General features: G+C 60.7%; 17 protein-coding genes. 16 read left to right on the top strand and 1 reads right to left on the bottom strand.

What is annotated here, in order from left to right; translation table 11 throughout:
* The first annotated feature begins 115 nt into the window (after positions 1-115).
* The 16 genes from NKH90_RS22780 (at position 116) to NKH90_RS22705 (ending at position 16,194) form a co-directional block, all read left to right on the top strand.
* Positions 116-361, top strand: coding sequence for a NifU family protein (locus tag NKH90_RS22780; protein ID WP_352491468.1), 246 nt, complete (start codon positions 116-118; stop codon positions 359-361).
* Positions 312-1,529, top strand: coding sequence for a cysteine desulfurase NifS (gene nifS, locus NKH90_RS22775; protein WP_352820994.1), 1,218 nt, complete (start codon positions 312-314; stop codon positions 1,527-1,529). Before NKH90_RS22780 ends, nifS begins: the two co-directional genes overlap by 50 nt.
* Positions 1,526-2,734, top strand: coding sequence for a homocitrate synthase (nifV, locus tag NKH90_RS22770; protein WP_352491470.1), 1,209 nt, complete (start codon positions 1,526-1,528; stop codon positions 2,732-2,734). Before nifS ends, nifV begins: the two co-directional genes overlap by 4 nt.
* Positions 2,731-3,111: a nitrogenase stabilizing/protective protein NifW gene (nifW, locus tag NKH90_RS22765; protein WP_352491471.1), complete on the top strand. Its 381-nt coding sequence runs from the start codon at positions 2,731-2,733 to the stop codon at positions 3,109-3,111. The genes nifV and nifW overlap by 4 nt, the downstream gene beginning before the upstream one ends.
* A gap of 178 nt (positions 3,112-3,289) precedes the next feature.
* Positions 3,290-4,141, top strand: a complete 852-nt coding sequence (locus NKH90_RS22760) for an electron transfer flavoprotein subunit beta/FixA family protein (protein ID WP_352491472.1) — start codon at positions 3,290-3,292, stop codon at positions 4,139-4,141.
* Positions 4,142-4,159: 18 nt separating this feature from the next.
* Positions 4,160-5,269, top strand: coding sequence for an electron transfer flavoprotein subunit alpha/FixB family protein (locus tag NKH90_RS22755; protein WP_352491473.1), 1,110 nt, complete (start codon positions 4,160-4,162; stop codon positions 5,267-5,269).
* A 9-nt stretch (positions 5,270-5,278) separates the two neighbouring features.
* Positions 5,279-6,586 carry an FAD-binding protein gene (locus tag NKH90_RS22750; protein ID WP_352491521.1) on the top strand — a complete coding sequence of 436 codons (1,308 nt, stop codon included), beginning with the start codon at positions 5,279-5,281 and terminating at the stop codon, positions 6,584-6,586.
* A gap of 11 nt (positions 6,587-6,597) precedes the next feature.
* The gene (locus NKH90_RS22745) at positions 6,598-6,897 is read left to right on the top strand and encodes a ferredoxin family protein (protein ID WP_352480510.1); all 300 of its coding nucleotides are present in this window, start codon (positions 6,598-6,600) and stop codon (positions 6,895-6,897) included.
* Between the two features lie 182 nt (positions 6,898-7,079).
* A complete protein-coding gene (gene nifA, locus NKH90_RS22740; protein ID WP_352820988.1) occupies positions 7,080-8,843 on the top strand; it encodes a nif-specific transcriptional activator NifA in 1,764 nt (587 codons plus the stop codon).
* 236 nt (positions 8,844-9,079) lie between these two features.
* Positions 9,080-10,558 carry a nitrogenase cofactor biosynthesis protein NifB gene (nifB, locus tag NKH90_RS22735; protein WP_352821086.1) on the top strand — a complete coding sequence of 493 codons (1,479 nt, stop codon included), beginning with the start codon at positions 9,080-9,082 and terminating at the stop codon, positions 10,556-10,558.
* Between the two features lie 32 nt (positions 10,559-10,590).
* Positions 10,591-10,785, top strand: coding sequence for a 4Fe-4S dicluster domain-containing protein (locus tag NKH90_RS34880; protein WP_023678248.1), 195 nt, complete (start codon positions 10,591-10,593; stop codon positions 10,783-10,785).
* A 98-nt stretch (positions 10,786-10,883) separates the two neighbouring features.
* Complete coding sequence (locus NKH90_RS22725; RefSeq protein ID WP_352542072.1) at positions 10,884-11,204, top strand: nitrogen fixation protein NifZ; 321 nt, start codon at positions 10,884-10,886, stop codon at positions 11,202-11,204.
* Positions 11,201-11,413: a putative nitrogen fixation protein NifT gene (gene nifT, locus NKH90_RS22720; RefSeq protein ID WP_352687744.1), complete on the top strand. Its 213-nt coding sequence runs from the start codon at positions 11,201-11,203 to the stop codon at positions 11,411-11,413. The genes NKH90_RS22725 and nifT overlap by 4 nt, the downstream gene beginning before the upstream one ends.
* Before the next feature lie 38 nt (positions 11,414-11,451).
* Entirely contained in the window at positions 11,452-12,357 is a 906-nt protein-coding gene (locus NKH90_RS22715; RefSeq protein ID WP_352820985.1) for an SIR2 family NAD-dependent protein deacylase, read from the top strand.
* A 73-nt stretch (positions 12,358-12,430) separates the two neighbouring features.
* A complete protein-coding gene (locus NKH90_RS22710; RefSeq protein ID WP_352820983.1) occupies positions 12,431-14,299 on the top strand; it encodes an ABC transporter ATP-binding protein in 1,869 nt (622 codons plus the stop codon).
* On the top strand, positions 14,299-16,194 hold the full coding sequence (locus NKH90_RS22705) for an ABC transporter ATP-binding protein (protein ID WP_352820981.1): 1,896 nt from the start codon (positions 14,299-14,301) through the stop codon (positions 16,192-16,194). Before NKH90_RS22710 ends, NKH90_RS22705 begins: the two co-directional genes overlap by 1 nt.
* Before the next feature lie 578 nt (positions 16,195-16,772).
* On the opposite strand, the gene NKH90_RS22700 is transcribed toward NKH90_RS22705, so the two are convergent.
* Entirely contained in the window at positions 16,773-17,837 is a 1,065-nt protein-coding gene (locus NKH90_RS22700) for an LLM class flavin-dependent oxidoreductase (RefSeq protein ID WP_352753917.1), read from the bottom strand.
* Positions 17,838-17,891: the final 54 nt, after the last annotated feature.

The raw sequence follows: 17,891 nt of genomic DNA, 5'->3' as shown, positions 1-17,891 counted from the left end.
CCGGTAGGATGCAAAGAACGTCGCCTCCCGAAACAGTTCGGTTCCTGGTGGCACACGAGCTGCTGGCGGCCAAATCGCGCCGCTGCGCCAAATTCGGCTTATCGATAACGTTGTCGTGTTCGGGTGTCCTTGCCTGCGGGCTGACGGCGGCGACTGCGGACTTGTCCATGTCGACGCCGATCCGGTCTACGTCAAACTCTCGGGCGTCTGCGCTGGCTGCCAGTTCGGGCCCATCATCATCAACGGCATACGCCAGAGGCTCAATGAGGCGGTCGCGCGCTCGCGTCATTCCGGTCAACTGAGGATCGCACATGAAACCTGTCTACCTCGACAACAACGCAACCACACGGGTCGATCCTGAGGTCGTGCAAGCGATGTTGCCGTTCTTTAGGGATCAATTCGGCAACCCTTCGTCGGCGCACGCTCTTGGCGCCTCAGTCAGTGCGGCGGTGAGAAAGGCGCGGAGGCAGTTGCAAGCTCTGATCGGCGCGGAGTTCGACGATGAGATCACCTTCACCTCGGGTGGGACAGAAAGCGACAATGCAGCGCTTCTTTCGGCGCTCGAGGCGGCGCCCAACCGAACCGAGATCGTGACGTCCGCGGTCGAGCATCCCGCCGTGCTGACGCTCTGCGCGCATCTTGAGAAGACCCGCCGCGTCAAGGTGCACAGGATCCCGGTGGATTGCCGTGGCCGGCTCGACCTCGACGCCTATATGGCCGCCCTCACCCCACAGGTGGCAATCGTCTCGATAATGTGGGCGAACAATGAGACTGGTGTGATCTTCCCCGTGGCCAGGCTTGCCGAGTTGGCCAAGGAAGTGGGCGCCCTTTTCCATACCGATGCTGTGCAGGCGGTCGGCAAGCTTCCGATGAACCTGAAGTCGGTCGCAATCGACATGCTGTCGCTCTCCGGCCACAAGCTGCACGGGCCGAAAGGGATCGGCGCGCTTTTCGTAAAACGTGGCGTCAATTTCCACTCGCTGATCAAGGGGGGCCACCAAGAACACAACCGGCGTGCTGGCACCGAGAATACGCCCGGCATAGTCGGGCTCGGCATGGCGGCCGAACTCGCCTTGAAATTCATGGACGACGAGACCACACGGGTAAAGTCGCTCCGCGACCGTTTAGAGGACGGGATTCTCCAGCGCATCCCAAGCACCTGTGTCACTGGTGATCCCCTGGAACGGTTGCCCAACACCGCAAACATCTCCTTCGAACATGTCGAAAGTGATGGAATTCCACTTCTCCTCAGCCGCGTGGGCATCGCGTGTTCCTCCGGCTCCGCCTGCACCTCCGGCTCGCTGGAACCGAGCCATGTCCTGAGCGCGATGAAAACGCCACACGCGGCAGTCCGCTTCTCCTTGGCGCGGGACAACGGCGAAGCGGACGTCGACCGGGTGCTCGAGGTCATGCCGGCAATCGTGGAGAAGCTGCGTGGCTTTCCCAGTCCTGGGGCCGGTAGGCGAGGCGCCGAAGACGTTCAATCCGGTCTATGCCTGAGCGGCAGCAGAACAGGCTACCGTTCATGAACCGCCATGTCTTTCTCAACGATACGACCTTGCGCGATGGCGAGCAGGCGCCCGGCGTCGCCTTTACCATGACGGAAAAGCTGGAGATCGCCGAGTCTCTTGCGGCGGCCGGCGTCACAGAGATCGAGATCGGCACGCCGGTCATGGGCGCCGACGAGATCGAAACAATTCGCGCCGCGGTCGCGCGGCGTCTCCCGGTTCGGCTCATGGCCTGGTGCCGGATGACGTCGCTGGACCTCGATGCAGCGATCGAGAGCGGTGTCCACGCCGTCAATCTATCGCTGCCTGCGTCGGACATACAACTTGCCGCCAAGCTCGGCCTCGATAAGGCGGGAGCGCTCCAGGTCATCGAGCATATGGTCAGGCGCGCAGCCGCCGCCGGCTTCTTCGTCGCGGTGGGCTGCGAGGATGCCTCGCGGGCCAATCGGGATCATCTCGCCCGCGTCATCGAGACGGCTGCACGCGCCGGCGCAAGCCGCCTCAGGCTAGCCGACACAGTCGGCGTTCTCGACCCGTTTTCGACCTTCGAACTTGTCGCCGAGCTTGTGGCGCAGTCTCCAATCGACCTTGAATTTCATGCGCACAACGATCTCGGACTTGCTGCCGCCAACACGCTTGCCGCGATCCGCGCAGGCGCGCGCCATGCGTCCGTCACCGTCCTGGGGCTCGGCGAGCGTGCGGGCAATGCCGCGCTGGAAGAGGTGGCCGCCGCGATGGCGGTCCTCGACGGCGCGGATACCGGCATCGAGCTGACCGCATTGCCCGACCTCGCCGCCCAGGTGGCTTGGGCCGCCCGCCGGCAAACCGCGGCCATTAAACCGGTCGTCGGCGCCGATGTTTTCACGCACGAATCCGGCATTCACGTCGCAGGGCTGCTGAAGGACTCGCGCACTTATCAGGGGCTCGATCCGGCTCTCGTCGGCCGCTGCCGGCGTATCGTCATCGGCAAGCATTCCGGCGCCACTGCGATTGCCCATGTGCTGAGCGAAAGCGGTCGCGATCTCGACCCGGATCTGGCAGCCGCGATGGTGGCCCGCGTCCGGCGCGAGGCGGCCGAGACCAAATCGACCGTCACTGCAACTCAACTGGTCGAGCTCTACGATGGAATGTGCAGCGAGGCATCCCTCGCGGAGCTGTGCGGGTCCAGGTCAGCCGTGCGCGAGCGCACCGACACCACAGTTTTCCGACCAGGGAGAATGCAATGAATTGTTCCGCTGACAGCCGCCCCATCGACGTCACCGACATCCTCGCACGACTGAAGCGACTGTCGGCTGCGGAGGAGTTCTTTGCAGTCCTTGGCGTCTCCTATGACCCGAAAGTGCTGAATGTCTCGCGGCTCCACATCATGAAGCGCGTGGGCCAATACCTTGCCGAAGAAGATTTCTCCGGTCTGCCCGACCAGGTGATTGCCGCGCGGGTGCGGGCGACGCTCGAACGCGCTTACGAGGACTTCGCGATTTCCTCGCCGCTCACGCATCGGGTCTTCAAGGTGCTCAAAGACCACGATCCGAACAAACCTGCCACGCCGGGCCGCACCTTTGTCCCGTTCGATTCCGTACTGAAGCGGTTCGGACAGGAATGACCGCGACACGGGTTGCGACGCGACAATGTCGAGAAGCCGACAAATCCGGTCATCACCACGGCGCCCTCAGAAGCAACCAATCGCAGAGGGGGCACGCAAAACAGTTGGCACGAATGATGCAAACCAAGGAGATGAACCGCCAAGCCCGCATCCGGACAGGAGCCTGGAGAAACCGCCAATGCACATCGTAATCTGCATCAAGCAGGTGCCGGACTCGGCACAGATAAGGGTCCATCCGGTGACGAACACGATCATGCGCCAGGGTGTTCCGACTATCATCAACCCTTACGACCTGTTCGCCCTCGAAGAAGCCCTCAGACTGCGCGACGCCTATGGTGGCGAAGTCACCGTGCTCACTATGGGTCCGCCCATGGCAGAGGACGCGCTGCGCAAGGCGCTCGGTTACGGCGCCGACCGAGCGGTGCTCTTGACCGACCGCTATTTTGCCGGCTCCGACACGCTGGCGACCTCGTTCGCCCTTTCCCAGGCAATCGCGAAGGTTGGCGAGACGTTCGGCACGCCAGACCTCGTCTTCACCGGCAAGCAGACGATCGATGGCGACACCGCCCAGGTCGGGCCCGGCATCGCCAAGCGCCTCGGACTCCTGCAACTGACCTATGTCGCGAAGATCGCCTCTATTGACCTTGCTGCGCGCGAGATCAAGGTTGAGCGCCGCTCCGAAGGCGGCACACAGATGCTGAAGAGCAGTCTCCCTTGCCTGATCACCATGCTGGAAGGCACAAACGAGATCCGCCGGGGCTCGATCCAGGACGCCCTGTGCGCCGCGCGCAGCCAGGTCTTGAAATGGAGTGCCGCCGACGCCGGCATTGAGGATCTCACCAAATGCGGCCTGCGCGGTTCACCGACCGTCGTCAAGCGCGTTTTCGCCCCTCCTGCGCGGGCGGAAAAGGCGGCAAAAATCGAAACCGCCGAGATGGCCTTGCGCGATGTCGCTGACAAACTCATCACGGCAATCTTCACCCGCCAGCCGGCATTGGAACATGAGCTCGCCTTCAACGGCGGCGCGTGAGAGGGCAAGGAGCAGACGATGTCGAACGCGAACCGAGAAACCCCTCGCCCTGCCGCCGGCCGTGCCGGCATAAAGAAGGAGCTGCCCGCGCATTTCAAGGACTACCGGCACGTTTGGGTTTTCATCGAGCTCGAACGCGGCCAGGTCCATCCCGTATCATTCGAACTGCTCGGCGAAGGCCGCAAGTTAGCAGACAAGCTTCAGGTCCAGCTTGCAGGCGTCGTGCTTGGACCGCCGGGAGAGGCCATCGGGAACGCCGTTGCCGAAGCGTTCGCTTATGGCGCCGACCTTGTCTACATCGTCGAGGCGCCGCTGCTCGCCGACTATCGTAACGAGCCATTCACCAAGGCGATGACGGATCTGGTCGATACCCACAAACCCGAGATCCTTCTTCTCGGTGCCACCACACTCGGCAGGGATCTTGCCGGCTCCGTGGCGACGACCTTGCAGACAGGGCTCACGGCCGACTGCACCGAACTTGATGTGGATACCGACGGTTCGCTCGCCGCCACCCGTCCGACTTTCGGCGGTTCCTTGCTGTGCACGATCTATACGCTCAATTTCCGCCCCCAGATGGCGACAGTGCGACCGAGGGTCATGCCCATGCCACCGCGGGCGGATAAACCGGTCGGGCGTGTCATCCGGCACAAGCTCTCGGTAGCCGAGGACGAGATCGTTACCAAAGTCCTGGGCTTCCTGCCGGATAGTCAGTCGGCAAAGGCAAATCTTGCCTATGCCGACGTCGTGGTTGCGGGAGGCCTCGGTCTAGGCGCGGCGGAGAACCTGCAGCTTGTGAAGAATCTCGCGCGGGCAATTGGTGCCGAGCATGGCTGTTCGCGCCCGTTGGTCCAGAAGAGCTGGATGCCGGCTGATCGGCAGATCGGCCAAACTGGCAAGACCATCCGGCCGAAGCTTTACATAGCGGCTGGGATTTCCGGCGCCATCCAGCACCGGGTTGGCGTCGAGGGGGCGGATCTCATCGTGGCCATCAACACCGACCCGAACGCGCCGATTTTCGATTTCGCTCACCTCGGGATCGTCACCGACGCGATCCGCTTCCTGCCCGCACTGACGGAAGCCTTCACCCGGCGGCTGTCGCCCCACAGTCGCGATAAGCTTGCGAGCTAAGGGATGGACATGATTGAGGAACAATTCGACGCCATTGTTATTGGGGCCGGCATGTCCGGAAACGCAGCTGCTTACACCATGGCCAGCCACGGCCTGAAGGTGCTGCAGTTGGAGCGGGGTGAATATCCGGGCTCCAAGAATGTCCAGGGTGCCATCATGTACGCGAACATGCTGGAGAAGATCATCCCGGATTTCCGGGACGATGCGCCTCTCGAGCGGCATTTGGTTGAACAGCGGCTTTGGGTGATGGACGACACATCCCATACCGGGATTCACTATCGGTCGGACGACTTCAATGAGGCGAAGCCCAACCGCTACACGATCATCCGTGCCCAGTTCGATAAATGGTTTTCGCGTAAGGTGCGCGAGGCCGGCGCGACGGTTCTGTGCGAGACGACCGTGACGGAACTCATCCGTGACGCCAAGCACAGGGTGATCGGCGTCCGCACAGACCGGGCCGGCGGAGCCATCTACGCGGACGTGGTCGTCCTCGCAGAAGGTGTATGCGGACTGCTTGGCACGCGGGCCGGCCTGCGCGAGATGCCGAAGCCGCAAACCGTGGCGCTCGCCGTCAAGGAAATGCATTTCCTGCCCGAAGAGGTCATTGAGCAGCGGTTCGGCCTCAAAGGCGATGAAGGCTGCGTGATCGAGGCGGTGGGCACGACCTCCCGCAGCATGGCCGGGCTCGGCTTCCTCTACACCAACAAGGAGTCGATCTCACTGGGCATTGGCTGTCTCGTCTCCGATTTCGCCGCGATGGTCGAGAGCCCTTACGTCCTCCTCGACGCCTTAAAAACCCATCCTTCGATTCGGCCGCTGATCGCCGGCTCGGAAGTGAAAGAATATTCCGCGCATCTCATTCCCGAAGGCGGCTACAAGGCTATTCCGCAGCTCTTTGGCGACGGTTGGGTCGTGGTCGGCGATGCCGCGCAACTGAACAACGCCATTCACCGCGAGGGTTCGAACCTCGCCATGACCTCCGGCCGCATCGCGGCTGAGGCAATCATCGAGGTCAAGAGCCGCAACGGTCCTATGACCAAACGGAATCTCGCCCTTTACAAAGCCATGCTGGACAAGTCCTTCGTGGTCAAGGACCTAAGGAAATACAAAGACATGCCGGCCTTGCTCCACACCAATTCCTGCAATTACTTCACGGCTTATCCGCGGTTGATGTCGCAAGCCGCGCAGAACTTCATGCGTGTCGACGGCACGCCGAAGATCGAGAAGGAAAAGGCGACCACGGCGGCCTTCATCAAGGCGCGCTCGCGCTGGGGGCTGGTCAGCGACGCGGTCCGCCTTGCATTGGCGTGGCGCTGAGGGGAGACGAAATGACGATCGCAGTGACGAAGTCACGTGTCGAGGACAAGCTTTACCAGAACCGCTACTTGGTGGATTCCGGCCGTCCGCATATCAAAGTGCTACCGCACGAGAGGCCAAGCGCGAACTTGCTCGCGCTGACCCACGTCTGCCCGGCGAAATGTTATGAGTTGAACGACAAAGGCCAAGTGGAGATCACCGCCGACGGCTGCATGGAGTGCGGCACCTGCCGGATTTTGTGCGAGACTAGTGGCGAGATCGAGTGGAACTATCCACGCGGCGGCTTCGGAGTCCTCTTCAAATTCGGATGACCGAGGCACGCACCGTGTCAACAGGGTCAATCTTGGTACACCTGAGGTCGGGACCAAGGCCAAGTCTGCCTTTGCTGGAATCGCCTCGCAACGAAGAGAAGCTCGTGAATACTGTGCTTTCAGAATTCAGACTCAGATTCAAAAGGAGGAGCACTCTGGACGACAACCCCTGAGGTGTTTCCATGGCTCACGTACCGCAAGATCGGGTCGACCAGGTAGCACCTCGGGATACCCGCCCTGAACCGCCCATCAAAAGCATGCCCCAAGCAGATATCGCGCTCAGGGGACTCTACGAGATATCGAAGGTGCTGACCGCCCCCAGCGAGCTGGAGATTACGCTCGCCAATGTCGTGAACATCCTGCCTTCGTTTCTGCAGATGCGTCACGGAGCAATCGTCGTCCTGGACGCTGAAGGAGAGCCGGAGATTGCCGCAACTGCCGGCAATACCCACGCACCTCAATCAGGCACTCGCCGCCTCATACCACAGGCCGTAACAGATCAAATCGTCGCTACGGGGACGCCGCTGTTCATACCGGACGTCCGCAAGTCCCAACTATTTCAGGCTGACCTTCAAACGTCTTCGAGCAGCGGGACCATCCCAATTGCCTTTATCGGTATCCCGCTAAAGGCTGATCATAAGATCCTTGGGACATTGTCGATCGACCGCGCCGGAGACGGCGTCACCGACTTTCGCGACGACGAGGACACATACTTCCTGACGATGGTCGCCAACCTTGTCGGCCGGACCATCCGTCTCCATCGCACCCTGAGTACAGATCGTCAGCGGTCTGTCCATGAACAATGGGGACCGGAGAAATCGCCCAACGAGGGGAGGACCTACGACCCTGCCCGGCATGCGGATGCCAAAATCGACGGGATCATCGGGGAAAGCCCCGCACTCAAGCAGGTGCTCGAAACCGTCTCGGTCGTAGCAGGGACCAATTCCACCGTGCTTCTGCGGGGTGAAAGCGGCACCGGCAAGGAATTCTTTGCGCAAGCCATCCATAAGCTCTCACGTCGGAGGAAGAGGTCTTTCGTCAAATTGAACTGCGCCGCACTGTCTGAAAGCGTTCTGGAGTCAGAACTGTTTGGGCATGAAAAGGGCGCTTTCACGGGTGCTATCTCCCAGCGCGCCGGTCGTTTTGAATTGGCAAATGAGGGAACGCTGCTACTTGATGAAATCGGCGAGATTTCGCCGGCCTTTCAAGCCAAGCTGTTGCGTGTCTTGCAGGAAGGCGAGTTGGAGCGAGTCGGCGGCACCAAAACGCTACAGGTCGACGTGCGCCTCATATGCGCCACCAACAAGAACCTCGAGACGGCCGTCATAAAAGGGGAGTTCAGGGCCGACCTTTATTACCGCATCAATGTGGTGCCAATTATCCTGCCTCCGCTCAGAGAGCGACCCGGCGATATTCCACGCCTTGCGAACGCCTTCCTCAATCGATTCAACAAGGAGAACGATCGCGCACTCGCCTTCGCGCCGTCGGCGCTTGACCTGATCTCGCAATGCTACTTCCCTGGTAACGTCCGCGAGCTGGAGAACTGCGTCCAAAGGACGGCGACACTTGCGCGTTCAAGGACGATCACGCCATCCGATTTCGCCTGTAAGAAGAGCCAGTGCCTTTCCTGGCTCCTCTGGAAGCGAGCCGACCGCTCGAATGGCGGCAATACCATCGACGATCTCGCACGGGTCAACGCAGTGCCGGTCGGATTGCGGCTGCCGGCCAGTCGCATCGGTGCCTCCGCAGGCAACGTATCTCCCCTTGCGGCCGGCGATCCGAACGATCCCGCTTGTCCCCCGCGTCTGACGGAACGCGACCGGCTGATCGACGCGATGGACAAGGCCGGTTGGGTTCAGGCCAGGGCGGCTCGTATCCTCGGCCTCACGCCGCGGCAAATCGGCTACGCGCTGCGCCGGTATGGTATCGAGGTGAAGAAATTCTAGACGTCGTGATGACGTCAAACGTAAGCCCGGAGTAGTCTCCCTCACACTCTGCGCGCCCAAGGCTGGTAACCTTCGCGCCCGATTTGCTTGTCCACTGTCGGAAGCCCGACAAAGGTGTGTCGGAGCAATCCGACGGAATCCGACACGAAAGCCAATTCGTGAACCAAAACCGCTCTTTGACATGGCATAGCTCTTGCGGTTCGAACTGCGACATTACCCAGCAACGGAGCCGTTCGATGTCCGCACCGGCAATTTCGCTTGAGAGCCTCAGCACGACATTCGATCACCAGTTGCTTGCCACCGTGAAAGCCGGTGGCTGCGCGTCTTCGTCCTGCGGCTCGTCGATAAAGCCGGACGACACGGATCCGGCTGTCTGGGAGAAGATCAAGGATCACCCCTGCTTTTCAGAAGAGGCGCATCACTATTTCGCGCGCATGCACGTCGCGGTCGCGCCCGGCTGCAATATCCAGTGCAACTACTGCAATCGCAAATATAACTGCGCCAACGAAAGCCGGCCTGGGGTGGTCTCCGAAAAGCTGACGCCCGACCAGGCGCTACGCAAGGTGATCGCGGTCGCCAACGAGGTGCCGCAGCTTTCCGTGCTCGGCATCGCCGGACCTGGCGATGCCTGTTACGACTGGAAGAAGACGAAGGCAACGTTCGAACGAGTCGCCAGGGAAATCCCAGACATCAAGTTTTGCATCTCCACGAATGGGCTCGCGCTGCCGGACCATGTCGATGAGCTTGCCGACATGAATGTCGATCACGTGACGATCACCATCAACATGGTCGACCCTGAGGTCGGTGCAAAGATCTATCCTTGGATCTTTTACGACCATCGCCGCTACGTCGGCATCGAAGCCGCCCGGATCCTGCACGAGCGGCAGATGTTGGGTCTGGAGATGCTGACCGCGCGCGGCATCCTCACCAAAATCAATTCGGTGATGATCCCCGGCGTGAACGATGAGCATCTGATCGAGGTGAATAGATGGGTCAAGGAGCGAGGCGCGTTCCTGCACAACCTCATGCCGCTGATTTCGGACCCGGCGCACGGCACGCACTACGGACTGAGAGGGCAACGCGGCCCAAACGCAATGGAGATGAAGGCTCTTCAGGATCGTGTCGAAGGCGGCGCCCAGTTGATGCGCCACTGCCGGCAGTGCCGGGCAGATGCCGTCGGCCTGCTCGGTGAGGATCGTGGCCAGGAATTCACACTCGACCGGATTCCCGGCGAGGTCACCTACGATGCCAGCAATCGCAAGGCCTATCGGGAGTTGGTCGCGGAGGAGCGCCGTGATCACGTGGCGGCTAGGAGAGAAGCGATCGGATTGGTCAAGGCAGCGAGCCCCGGCAAGTCCCTTCTCTTCGCGGTGGCGACCAAGGGCGGCAGCCGCGTCAATGAACATTTCGGCCATGCGAAGGAATTCCAGGTTTATCAAGCCTCGCCGAGAGGGATCAGTTTTGTCGGGCATCGGAAGGTGGAGCAGTATTGCCTCGGCGGCTGGGGCGGAGAAGCCGCCCTCGATGGCGTCATCGCAGCGCTTGAAGGCATAGATATCGTGCTGTGCGCCAAGATCGGAAACTGCCCGCAGGATCAGCTCGCCGACGCTGGAATCCAAGCCACCGACGCATATGCCCACGACTATATCGAGACCGCAATCAGCGCGATTTACGCGGCCGCGTCTGGGACCCCCGCACTCGCGGCGACGGCCTGAGCGCGTCTCATCCATTCGGACCAGGAGTTAAAATGGCTTTCAAGATCATCGCATCCCAATGCACCCAATGCGGCGCCTGCGAATTCGAGTGTCCCTCCGGCGCGATCAAGTTCAAAGGCGAGAGCTATGTGATCGAGCCGCAAAAGTGCACCGAATGCGAGGGGGTCTTCGATGCGCAGCAATGTGCCTCGGTATGCCCGGTGCCGAAGACCTGCGTTCCTGCGTGACGGACATTGGGCCGCCGACATGGTCGGGGATGCCTTCGCAGGACGCCTGGAACGCCTTTGTTCACAATCTGCAGCTCAAGAGAAATCAGGGAACGGACATGTCGCTCGGACGCGAAGAGGAGGTCGAAATCCGCAGGCCTCCACGATTCATGCCGGGAGAGCGGGTACGTGCCACTCGCCACATAAAAAATGACGGCACCTATCCTGGCAGGGAGATCGGCGAAAATCTCGTGCGGAAGGGCGACGAGGGATATGTGCGCGACATTGGCACCTTTCTCCAGCAGTTCTTCATCTATGCGGTCGAATGGGTCGACCGTGGCACCGTCGTCGGCATGCGAGCGCGTGAACTGATGAGCCTCGACAAAGCCGAGGCGCCCTGCAGTGCTGAAAGCAATACCAATGAAGGGACGGCCAGATGAAAGTCATGATCCGCAGGACCGAGGCTGGCTTGTCGGCGTATGTCCCGAAGAAGGACCTCGAAGAGCCGATCATCAAGCTCGAGAAGGAAGAGTTGTGGGGCGGAACTGTGACGCTCAGGAACGGGTGGCGGCTCCTCCTACCCGATCTTCCACGGGATACGCGTCTGCCGATCACCGTCGAGGCAAGGAAGGTTTCCGAAGAGGACTGATGCTGCCCGTTCATAAGGTGCGTCGCGAGGAAACGAGCATGAACACGATCCTGACATCGGGCCACCTGGTCATCGTGCGGGACAGTTTTGCCGAAAAGCTGCTTGACCTGGCGAAGCAAGCGCTCGCCGCCGATCAGGTGATCCCCTATCTCGGTCCGGGTCTTCTTGGGTTCAACTGTGCGGAACCGCCTGTGCCGCATACGCCCGAGGTCGTCGCCGCGGCACTCAATGCACGGGCGCCAGCCCCTTCCAGGATCCGCACCAATATGTGGTCGGTTGCGCAGTTCATCGAACAGCGCCGGCATCGCCGGACGCTTCAAGCTTGGATGACCGACATATTCGCAGCGCCGGTGGCGCCTACCCTCCTCCACGCCTGGCTGGCAAGGCTGCCGCTCTCCCTCATCGTCGACAGCTGGTACGACGGCGCGATGCGCACGGCTCTCGTAGAGACCGGCCGAACGGACGTCGTTGAGATACAAGGCGTCACGCGGGCGAACGAAATCGGTAACATTTGGACGAAAACCTACGATTTGTCCGGGAGGGAACTCGACCCCCGATCGGGGGAAAAGACGGTTCTCTATACACCTCACGGGAGTATTAGGCCGGCGCAAAACTTTCTCGTCGCAGATTCCGACTATGTCGAAGTCCTGACCGAAATCGATATCCAGACACCGATCCCAGACGTGGTGAAGGAAGGGCGCATCACCCGTGGATTTTTCTTCGTTGGCTGCCGCTTCAATGATCAGATGCTGCGCACCTACGCCAGGCAGATCATGAAGCGCTCCCGAGGTCCACATTGCGCGGTAATGGACGCGGAAACGCTGACCAGAAACGAAGCGCGTTTCCTTGCGGCAAGCGGAATCACGGTGATCGACATGCCAGTAAGTGAAGCCGCGGCTCGGCTTATAGGAACGGGCACTGCTGCAGGTGGTGGACAGGATTAACAATGGCGGGCCCCTTTGATGATTGGTCCTTCGGCTTGCCTCGAAGGCGCAAAATGCAGTCGGGAATACACCCGTGAGCAGTGATGCTATCGGCAGCGCAACGAACGCTCTAAATTCGTTGACCCATGTGGAAGCGGCGCGCTGGGGCCGGGATTTGAGTACGCTGTTGCGCATCACGCGTATGAATTTGCGGCATCCCTGGCAGGTCGCCTTCGCTATGGGCTCGACGGTCCTGGCGGCAATCCTCCAGTTGCTCATTCCCCAGCTTCTCGGCCGGGCCGTCGACCTGACCCAGACAGCCATCGGGGGCGGTGTCGCGGGGACCGCGGCAGGACAAGCGCTCTGGATCCCGGCTCTCCTGCTGCTCGCCGTCAGCGCGCTACGCGGCCTTTTCACGATGGCGCAGAACTATTTTGCCGAAGCCGTCGGGCATCATGTCGCGTACGAACTGCGGCTCGCCTACTACGACAAGATCCAGCGTCTCAGCTTTTCCTTTCACGACCGGGTCCATTCAGGCGATCTGATCACCATCGGAATGCTCGATCTCCAAGGCGTGCGGATGTATTTTTCCACCGCGCTCGTTCGCGTGCTCCTGCTCACCATGCTGATCGGGATCGGCGCCTACATGATGATCTCGACCGATCCCATGCTCGGCCTGGTCGCGCTGAGCTTCGTGCCTTTTGTCGCCTGGCGCTCATCGGCCACACAGCTTAGGCTGCGCGCCACCTGGCTCGACCTGCATGAGCGGCTTTCAGTACTAAGCCGCGTGATGGAGGAAAATCTCGCAGGCATCCGCGTGGTCCGCGCTTTTGCGGCTCAAGCCTATGAGATGCTGAAGTTCGACGGCGCTTCCAAGAACGCGCTCGACCTCGCCCACGACCGAGTTGACATCTACGTGCCCAGCACGTCGGCGATGACCTTGTCCTTCTTTTTCGCAATGGGATTGGTGCTCTGGATCGGTGGCAGCAAGCTCGTCGCTGGCGAGATAAGCGTCGGAACGGTGGCGACCTTCCTGACCTTCATGACAATCCTGCAAATGCCAGTCCGCCAGATCGGCCTCATGGTCAATGCCTTTGCCCGCGCTTCTAGCTGCGGTTCGCGGCTTTTCGGTCTCCTCGACCAGGAGATCACAATCAGGGATGCTCTCGAGGCCAGACCGCTCGAGATAAGCGACGGCACTCTGCGCTTCCACAATGTCTCGTTTGCGTACCCCAGCGCCGAAAACCGCGCCATTCTGAAGAACGTCAGCTTTGAGGCCCGTAGAGGCGAGACGATCGCGATCGTCGGTCCGCCGGGTTCGGGCAAATCGACGATAGCTCATCTGGTCCCCCGCTTTTATGACGTGACCGGTGGCGCCATCACGCTGGACGGCCAGGACATACGCAATGTCACCCTCGCGACGCTTCGCAAGGCGGTCGCCGTCGTACAGCAGGATGCATTCCTATTCACCACCACGATCGAGAACAACATCGCTTATGGCGATCCCTGGGCGAAGAGACAGCGAATCGAACGCGCTGGCGAATTCGCCCAGCTCCACAACTACATCCTCGGGCTCCCAGCGGGCTACGAGACGGTCGTGGGCGAACGCGGCGTCTCTCTCTCTGGCGGCCAGCGCCAGCGTCTCACGATTGCTCGCACCATGATGCTGCGCCCCTCCGTCGTCGTTTTCGACGACTCAACGGCCGCGATCGATGCCGGCACCGAGCAGCGCATCCGCGCGGCGATGCGGCGCTTCGCCAAGGATCGGGTGACGATCATCATCGCGCACCGGCTGAGTGCGCTTGTGCATGCCGATCAGATCCTTTTTGTCGATAACGGCGAAATCGTAGAACGCGGCACGCATCAAGAGCTTTTGGCGAACCGGGGACGCTACAGGGCCCTTTACGATCTCCAGACGCGCCCGGGTGATGACATTATGACCCAGTATGGGGGCGCCCGCTGATGGCGCAGGGCCGCGCCGGCGAACTCGAAGCCGAACGTGACGACGGCAGACGCCCTCCGCGCGCGGTTGTCGGCTCGCATCGCATCGAGGAGGAGATGTTCGGCCGGGCTTTCGACAAGAGCATCCTCCGGCGCATCTGGGCCTTCCTCCGTCCCTATCGGGCCAGGGTAGTCATCACGATTGCAGCAATGCTGATCTTCACCGGGACGCAGCTTCTCATCCCGTTGATCATCCGCTACGCGCTCGACCAGGGCATGAACCCGGCAAGGACCGATCGCTCAGCCCAGCTTGCGGCCGTCGGCGCGTTCGTTTTGGCGATTTTGGTCAATTTCGCTGCCGGCTACATGCAGGAAACCGTGGTTGGGAAAGTGGCCGAAACTGTCCTGTTCGACATCCGCCGCGCCATGTTTGGCCATCTGCAGAAGGCTTCGCTCTCCTTCATGGACAAGACCGAGGTCGGACGCCTCATGTCGCGCCTGCAAGGCGACGTCAACTCCATACAGGAATTCCTCGAAACCTCGGTATATTCCGTAGGCGATGTTGCGCTTCTCTTCGGCATCGTTTTCGTAATGCTGTGGCTCGACTTCCGCCTCGGCCTCCTGACGCTCTCGGTTCTGCCGGTCCTGGTGATCGTCCGCATTGTCTGGCTGCCGCGTGCCCGCGACGCCTTCATGGCCGCACACGAGACTAATTCCGTCGTCAACGGCGCGCTGGCCGAAGCCATTCACGGCGTGCGCACCGTCCAGTCAATGGACCGCCAGCAGGTGAATTTCATCCTTTTTGACGACAAGGCCCATGCCAACCTCAGGACCCACCTGATCGCTGCCAAATATGCACTGGTCATGGTGCCTATCGTCGATGGCCTCACCGGCCTCGCCATGGCCGCCGTTATTGTGGTCGGCGGCTCGATGGTCATGAATGGCCGCATAGATGTGGGCGTATTGGTTGCCTACCTATTTTACATCCAGCGCTTCTTTGACCCGATCCGCTCACTCACCCTGCAATATTCGGTCATGCAGCGCGCCATGGCCTCAGGCAAGCGCCTGACCGATGTGCTCGACGTCAAGATCGATGTTCAGGACAAACCCAATGCCGAGGTGCTTTCGCCCGAAATGGACGGCTCGGTCGAGTTCAGGGACGTCACCTTCGGCTACAATCCGAACCGTTCGGTGCTGAAAAATGTCTCCTTCCGGGTCAATCCCGGCGAGACGGTCGCACTGGTCGGGCCGAGCGGTTCCGGCAAATCGAGCGCGATGGCCCTGGTCCACCGCTTCTATGATGTTCAGCAGGGCCAAGTGCTGGTCGGCGGACATGATGTGCGCGATCTCACCCAGGAATCGCTCGGCCGCCAGGTCGCCATGGTGCTGCAGGAGCCATTCCTGTTCACCGGGACGGTCTTCGAGAACATTCGATACCACAAGACGGAAGCCACGCGCGACAAGGTGATCGAGGCCGCCAAGGCGGTCGGCGCCCACGACTTCATCATGAGCCTCGCCGACGGGTATGAGACCCAACTTGGCGAACGCGGCGACAACTTATCTCTCGGCCAGCGCCAGCTTATCAGTTTCGCCCGCGCCCTAGTCGCCGACGCCAAGATCCTCGTGCTCGACGAAGCTACCGCCAACATCGACAGCTACACGGAAATGCAGATTCAGAAGGCTCTGATAAAGCTGCTTGAAGGCCGCACTGGCCTCGTGATCGCCCACCGTCTTGCCACGACCCGGGGTGCCAACCGCATCATCGTGCTTCAGAATGGCCAAGTTGTTGCGACTGGCAACCACGATGAGCTAATAGGCATGGGCGGCCTGTATTCCAAACTCTACTATCTCAACTACGCCTCCTTCGACGACCTTCCCGAACACGATACGACCGTACAAGCCGGCTCCCAGACCTGACGTCTTGTCGGCCTTGTGGTACTGGCATTGACTTCGGGCGTGCCGGCGGACACTCAGGCCGCCGCAGACGAGGAAGCAGGCAGCATTCATGGAAAGCACTCGCGCACATCGTGAAGACCGGCTGCGAAGATTTCCTCCAGCATCGTTATCCGACCGCGGTGCACCCCGCGACATCGGGCGAACTCGCTCCAGGTGGTGTCGCTCGGCGTAGCAAAGCCGCTCGCGAGCGCGCCCTCAACAGCGCCGTAGCGAGTGACGGCTTTGCTACCGCCGAGCCGCTGATGAAGCTGGATCTGGGCGGCGCACCGGCGCCGCCCCTGGCGAGAAGAACCTCTGCGGCGGGCTATGGGCAACGACTAGCGCGAGCGCGACGAGCAGACGCGCCCGCATCGTGACGCGCTCGGCTCCTTAGGATCGTGCAGGTTCACACGATGGCCCAGACGCCAGCCAACGCACAAACCTGGTAATCTGTGCCGCCGGCTCGTCGTCAGTTTGGCCTCCCTCCCGATTGCCCGCCCCCACCACGTGCACGCTCGAGCACGTGGATGTGAGGGAGCGCTGTTACTACGATTTAACCTTCAGATCAGACCGCGAATTTCATGGCAGCCAAGTCGAGCCATGATTTCGGATTGAATGGTCGTCGCGGTGTACAGGGAAGCATCTAGCGGCAGATTTCCAAATGCCAGTTGACAAAGAAGGTAGTTAGCACCTGCCTCTTCCAACTGACTGAGCAGAGCTTCTCGCACAGACGCTGCTGATCCTACCACGCACAATTCACGCTCTATTGCCGCATCGAAGGTCAGCGGCAGGTTTGGTGGAGTCGGGATGGCATTAAGGTCGTAAAGGAATTGGAAGCTCTTGAGCCATCGATCGTAAGCAGGTGCCGCGATCGAATACGCGTCTGTTTCAGAACGCCCAACCACGACCATGCGGAGCAATCCAATAAATGGCGCTTGATCGCCCGCGCCAGCGTTGTCCTCTCGATAGGCGCGGAACGCATCAGTAGTTTTGCGAACAGAAGAGGAAGGTCCTACACACGCGATATTTGCTCCATTCGCAGCGGCCCAGGCTGCGGACTCGGGTCGATTGGCGGCGACCCATGTCGGCGGATGTGGACGCTGATGAGGTCTTAGCGTCAAAGGAACGTCATTGAGCTCAAAATGGCGGCCTTGATAGCACAGCGTGCCAACCTTCATGGCATTAACAAGTATTTCAACAAGAATTTCGCTGGCTTCCGCATAGCGGCCCGGCACCGCGTCCGCACCAATCCCGAAGTAACCCAATTCGATCGGGAGAGCACCGCGCCCTATGCCCAGTTCGAGCCTGCCACCGCTCAACTGGTCCAGCATACAGATCTCTTCGAACGCACGCAGCGGATGATAAAGCGCAAGCAGCATCACCAAGGGTCCGAGACGCAGGCGCCGGGTGCGCTGGGCGACGCTCGATAAGAACAGATTCGGCGATGGACCTCTCCCATGGGGGGTACAGTGGTGCTCTGCGAGATGATAGGCATAGAACCCTAGCTGATCGCACGCCTCTGCTAATATCAGGCGATCTTCGTACTGCCGGGCGATATCGAGGCCGTCCTCGTCCAGATGATCGAAGATGCCGAAGGCTAGGTTTGAAGGAAAGACGTTTGTCACTCGATATTGTCCCCGATTTTAAAGAAAAATGTTGTCGTGCTTGGGTGACCAAGC

This window comes from Mesorhizobium sp. M0898 (assembly GCF_040319695.1).
In the GTDB taxonomy this organism is placed as follows: Bacteria; Pseudomonadota; Alphaproteobacteria; order Rhizobiales; family Rhizobiaceae; genus Mesorhizobium.
This window is presented reverse-complemented; position numbering and strand designations above follow the sequence as displayed.

Excerpts from the sequence above, each read along its gene's own strand:
- NKH90_RS22745 (WP_352480510.1), top strand. The coding sequence starts at position 6,598 with ATGACGATCGCAGTGACGAAGTCACGTGTCGAGGACAAGCTTTACCAG.
- nifS (WP_352820994.1), top strand. The coding sequence starts at position 312 with ATGAAACCTGTCTACCTCGACAACAACGCAACCACACGGGTCGATCCT.
- nifB (WP_352821086.1), top strand. The coding sequence starts at position 9,080 with ATGTCCGCACCGGCAATTTCGCTTGAGAGCCTCAGCACGACATTCGAT.
- NKH90_RS22705 (WP_352820981.1), top strand. The coding sequence starts at position 14,299 with ATGGCGCAGGGCCGCGCCGGCGAACTCGAAGCCGAACGTGACGACGGC.
- NKH90_RS22755 (WP_352491473.1), top strand. The coding sequence starts at position 4,160 with ATGTCGAACGCGAACCGAGAAACCCCTCGCCCTGCCGCCGGCCGTGCC.
- nifT (WP_352687744.1), top strand. The coding sequence starts at position 11,201 with ATGAAAGTCATGATCCGCAGGACCGAGGCTGGCTTGTCGGCGTATGTC.
- nifW (WP_352491471.1), top strand. The coding sequence starts at position 2,731 with ATGAATTGTTCCGCTGACAGCCGCCCCATCGACGTCACCGACATCCTC.
- nifA (WP_352820988.1), top strand. The coding sequence starts at position 7,080 with ATGGCTCACGTACCGCAAGATCGGGTCGACCAGGTAGCACCTCGGGAT.
- NKH90_RS22760 (WP_352491472.1), top strand. The coding sequence starts at position 3,290 with ATGCACATCGTAATCTGCATCAAGCAGGTGCCGGACTCGGCACAGATA.
- NKH90_RS34880 (WP_023678248.1), top strand. The coding sequence starts at position 10,591 with ATGGCTTTCAAGATCATCGCATCCCAATGCACCCAATGCGGCGCCTGC.
- NKH90_RS22725 (WP_352542072.1), top strand. The coding sequence starts at position 10,884 with ATGTCGCTCGGACGCGAAGAGGAGGTCGAAATCCGCAGGCCTCCACGA.
- NKH90_RS22750 (WP_352491521.1), top strand. The coding sequence starts at position 5,279 with ATGATTGAGGAACAATTCGACGCCATTGTTATTGGGGCCGGCATGTCC.
- NKH90_RS22715 (WP_352820985.1), top strand. The coding sequence starts at position 11,452 with ATGAACACGATCCTGACATCGGGCCACCTGGTCATCGTGCGGGACAGT.
- nifV (WP_352491470.1), top strand. The coding sequence starts at position 1,526 with ATGAACCGCCATGTCTTTCTCAACGATACGACCTTGCGCGATGGCGAG.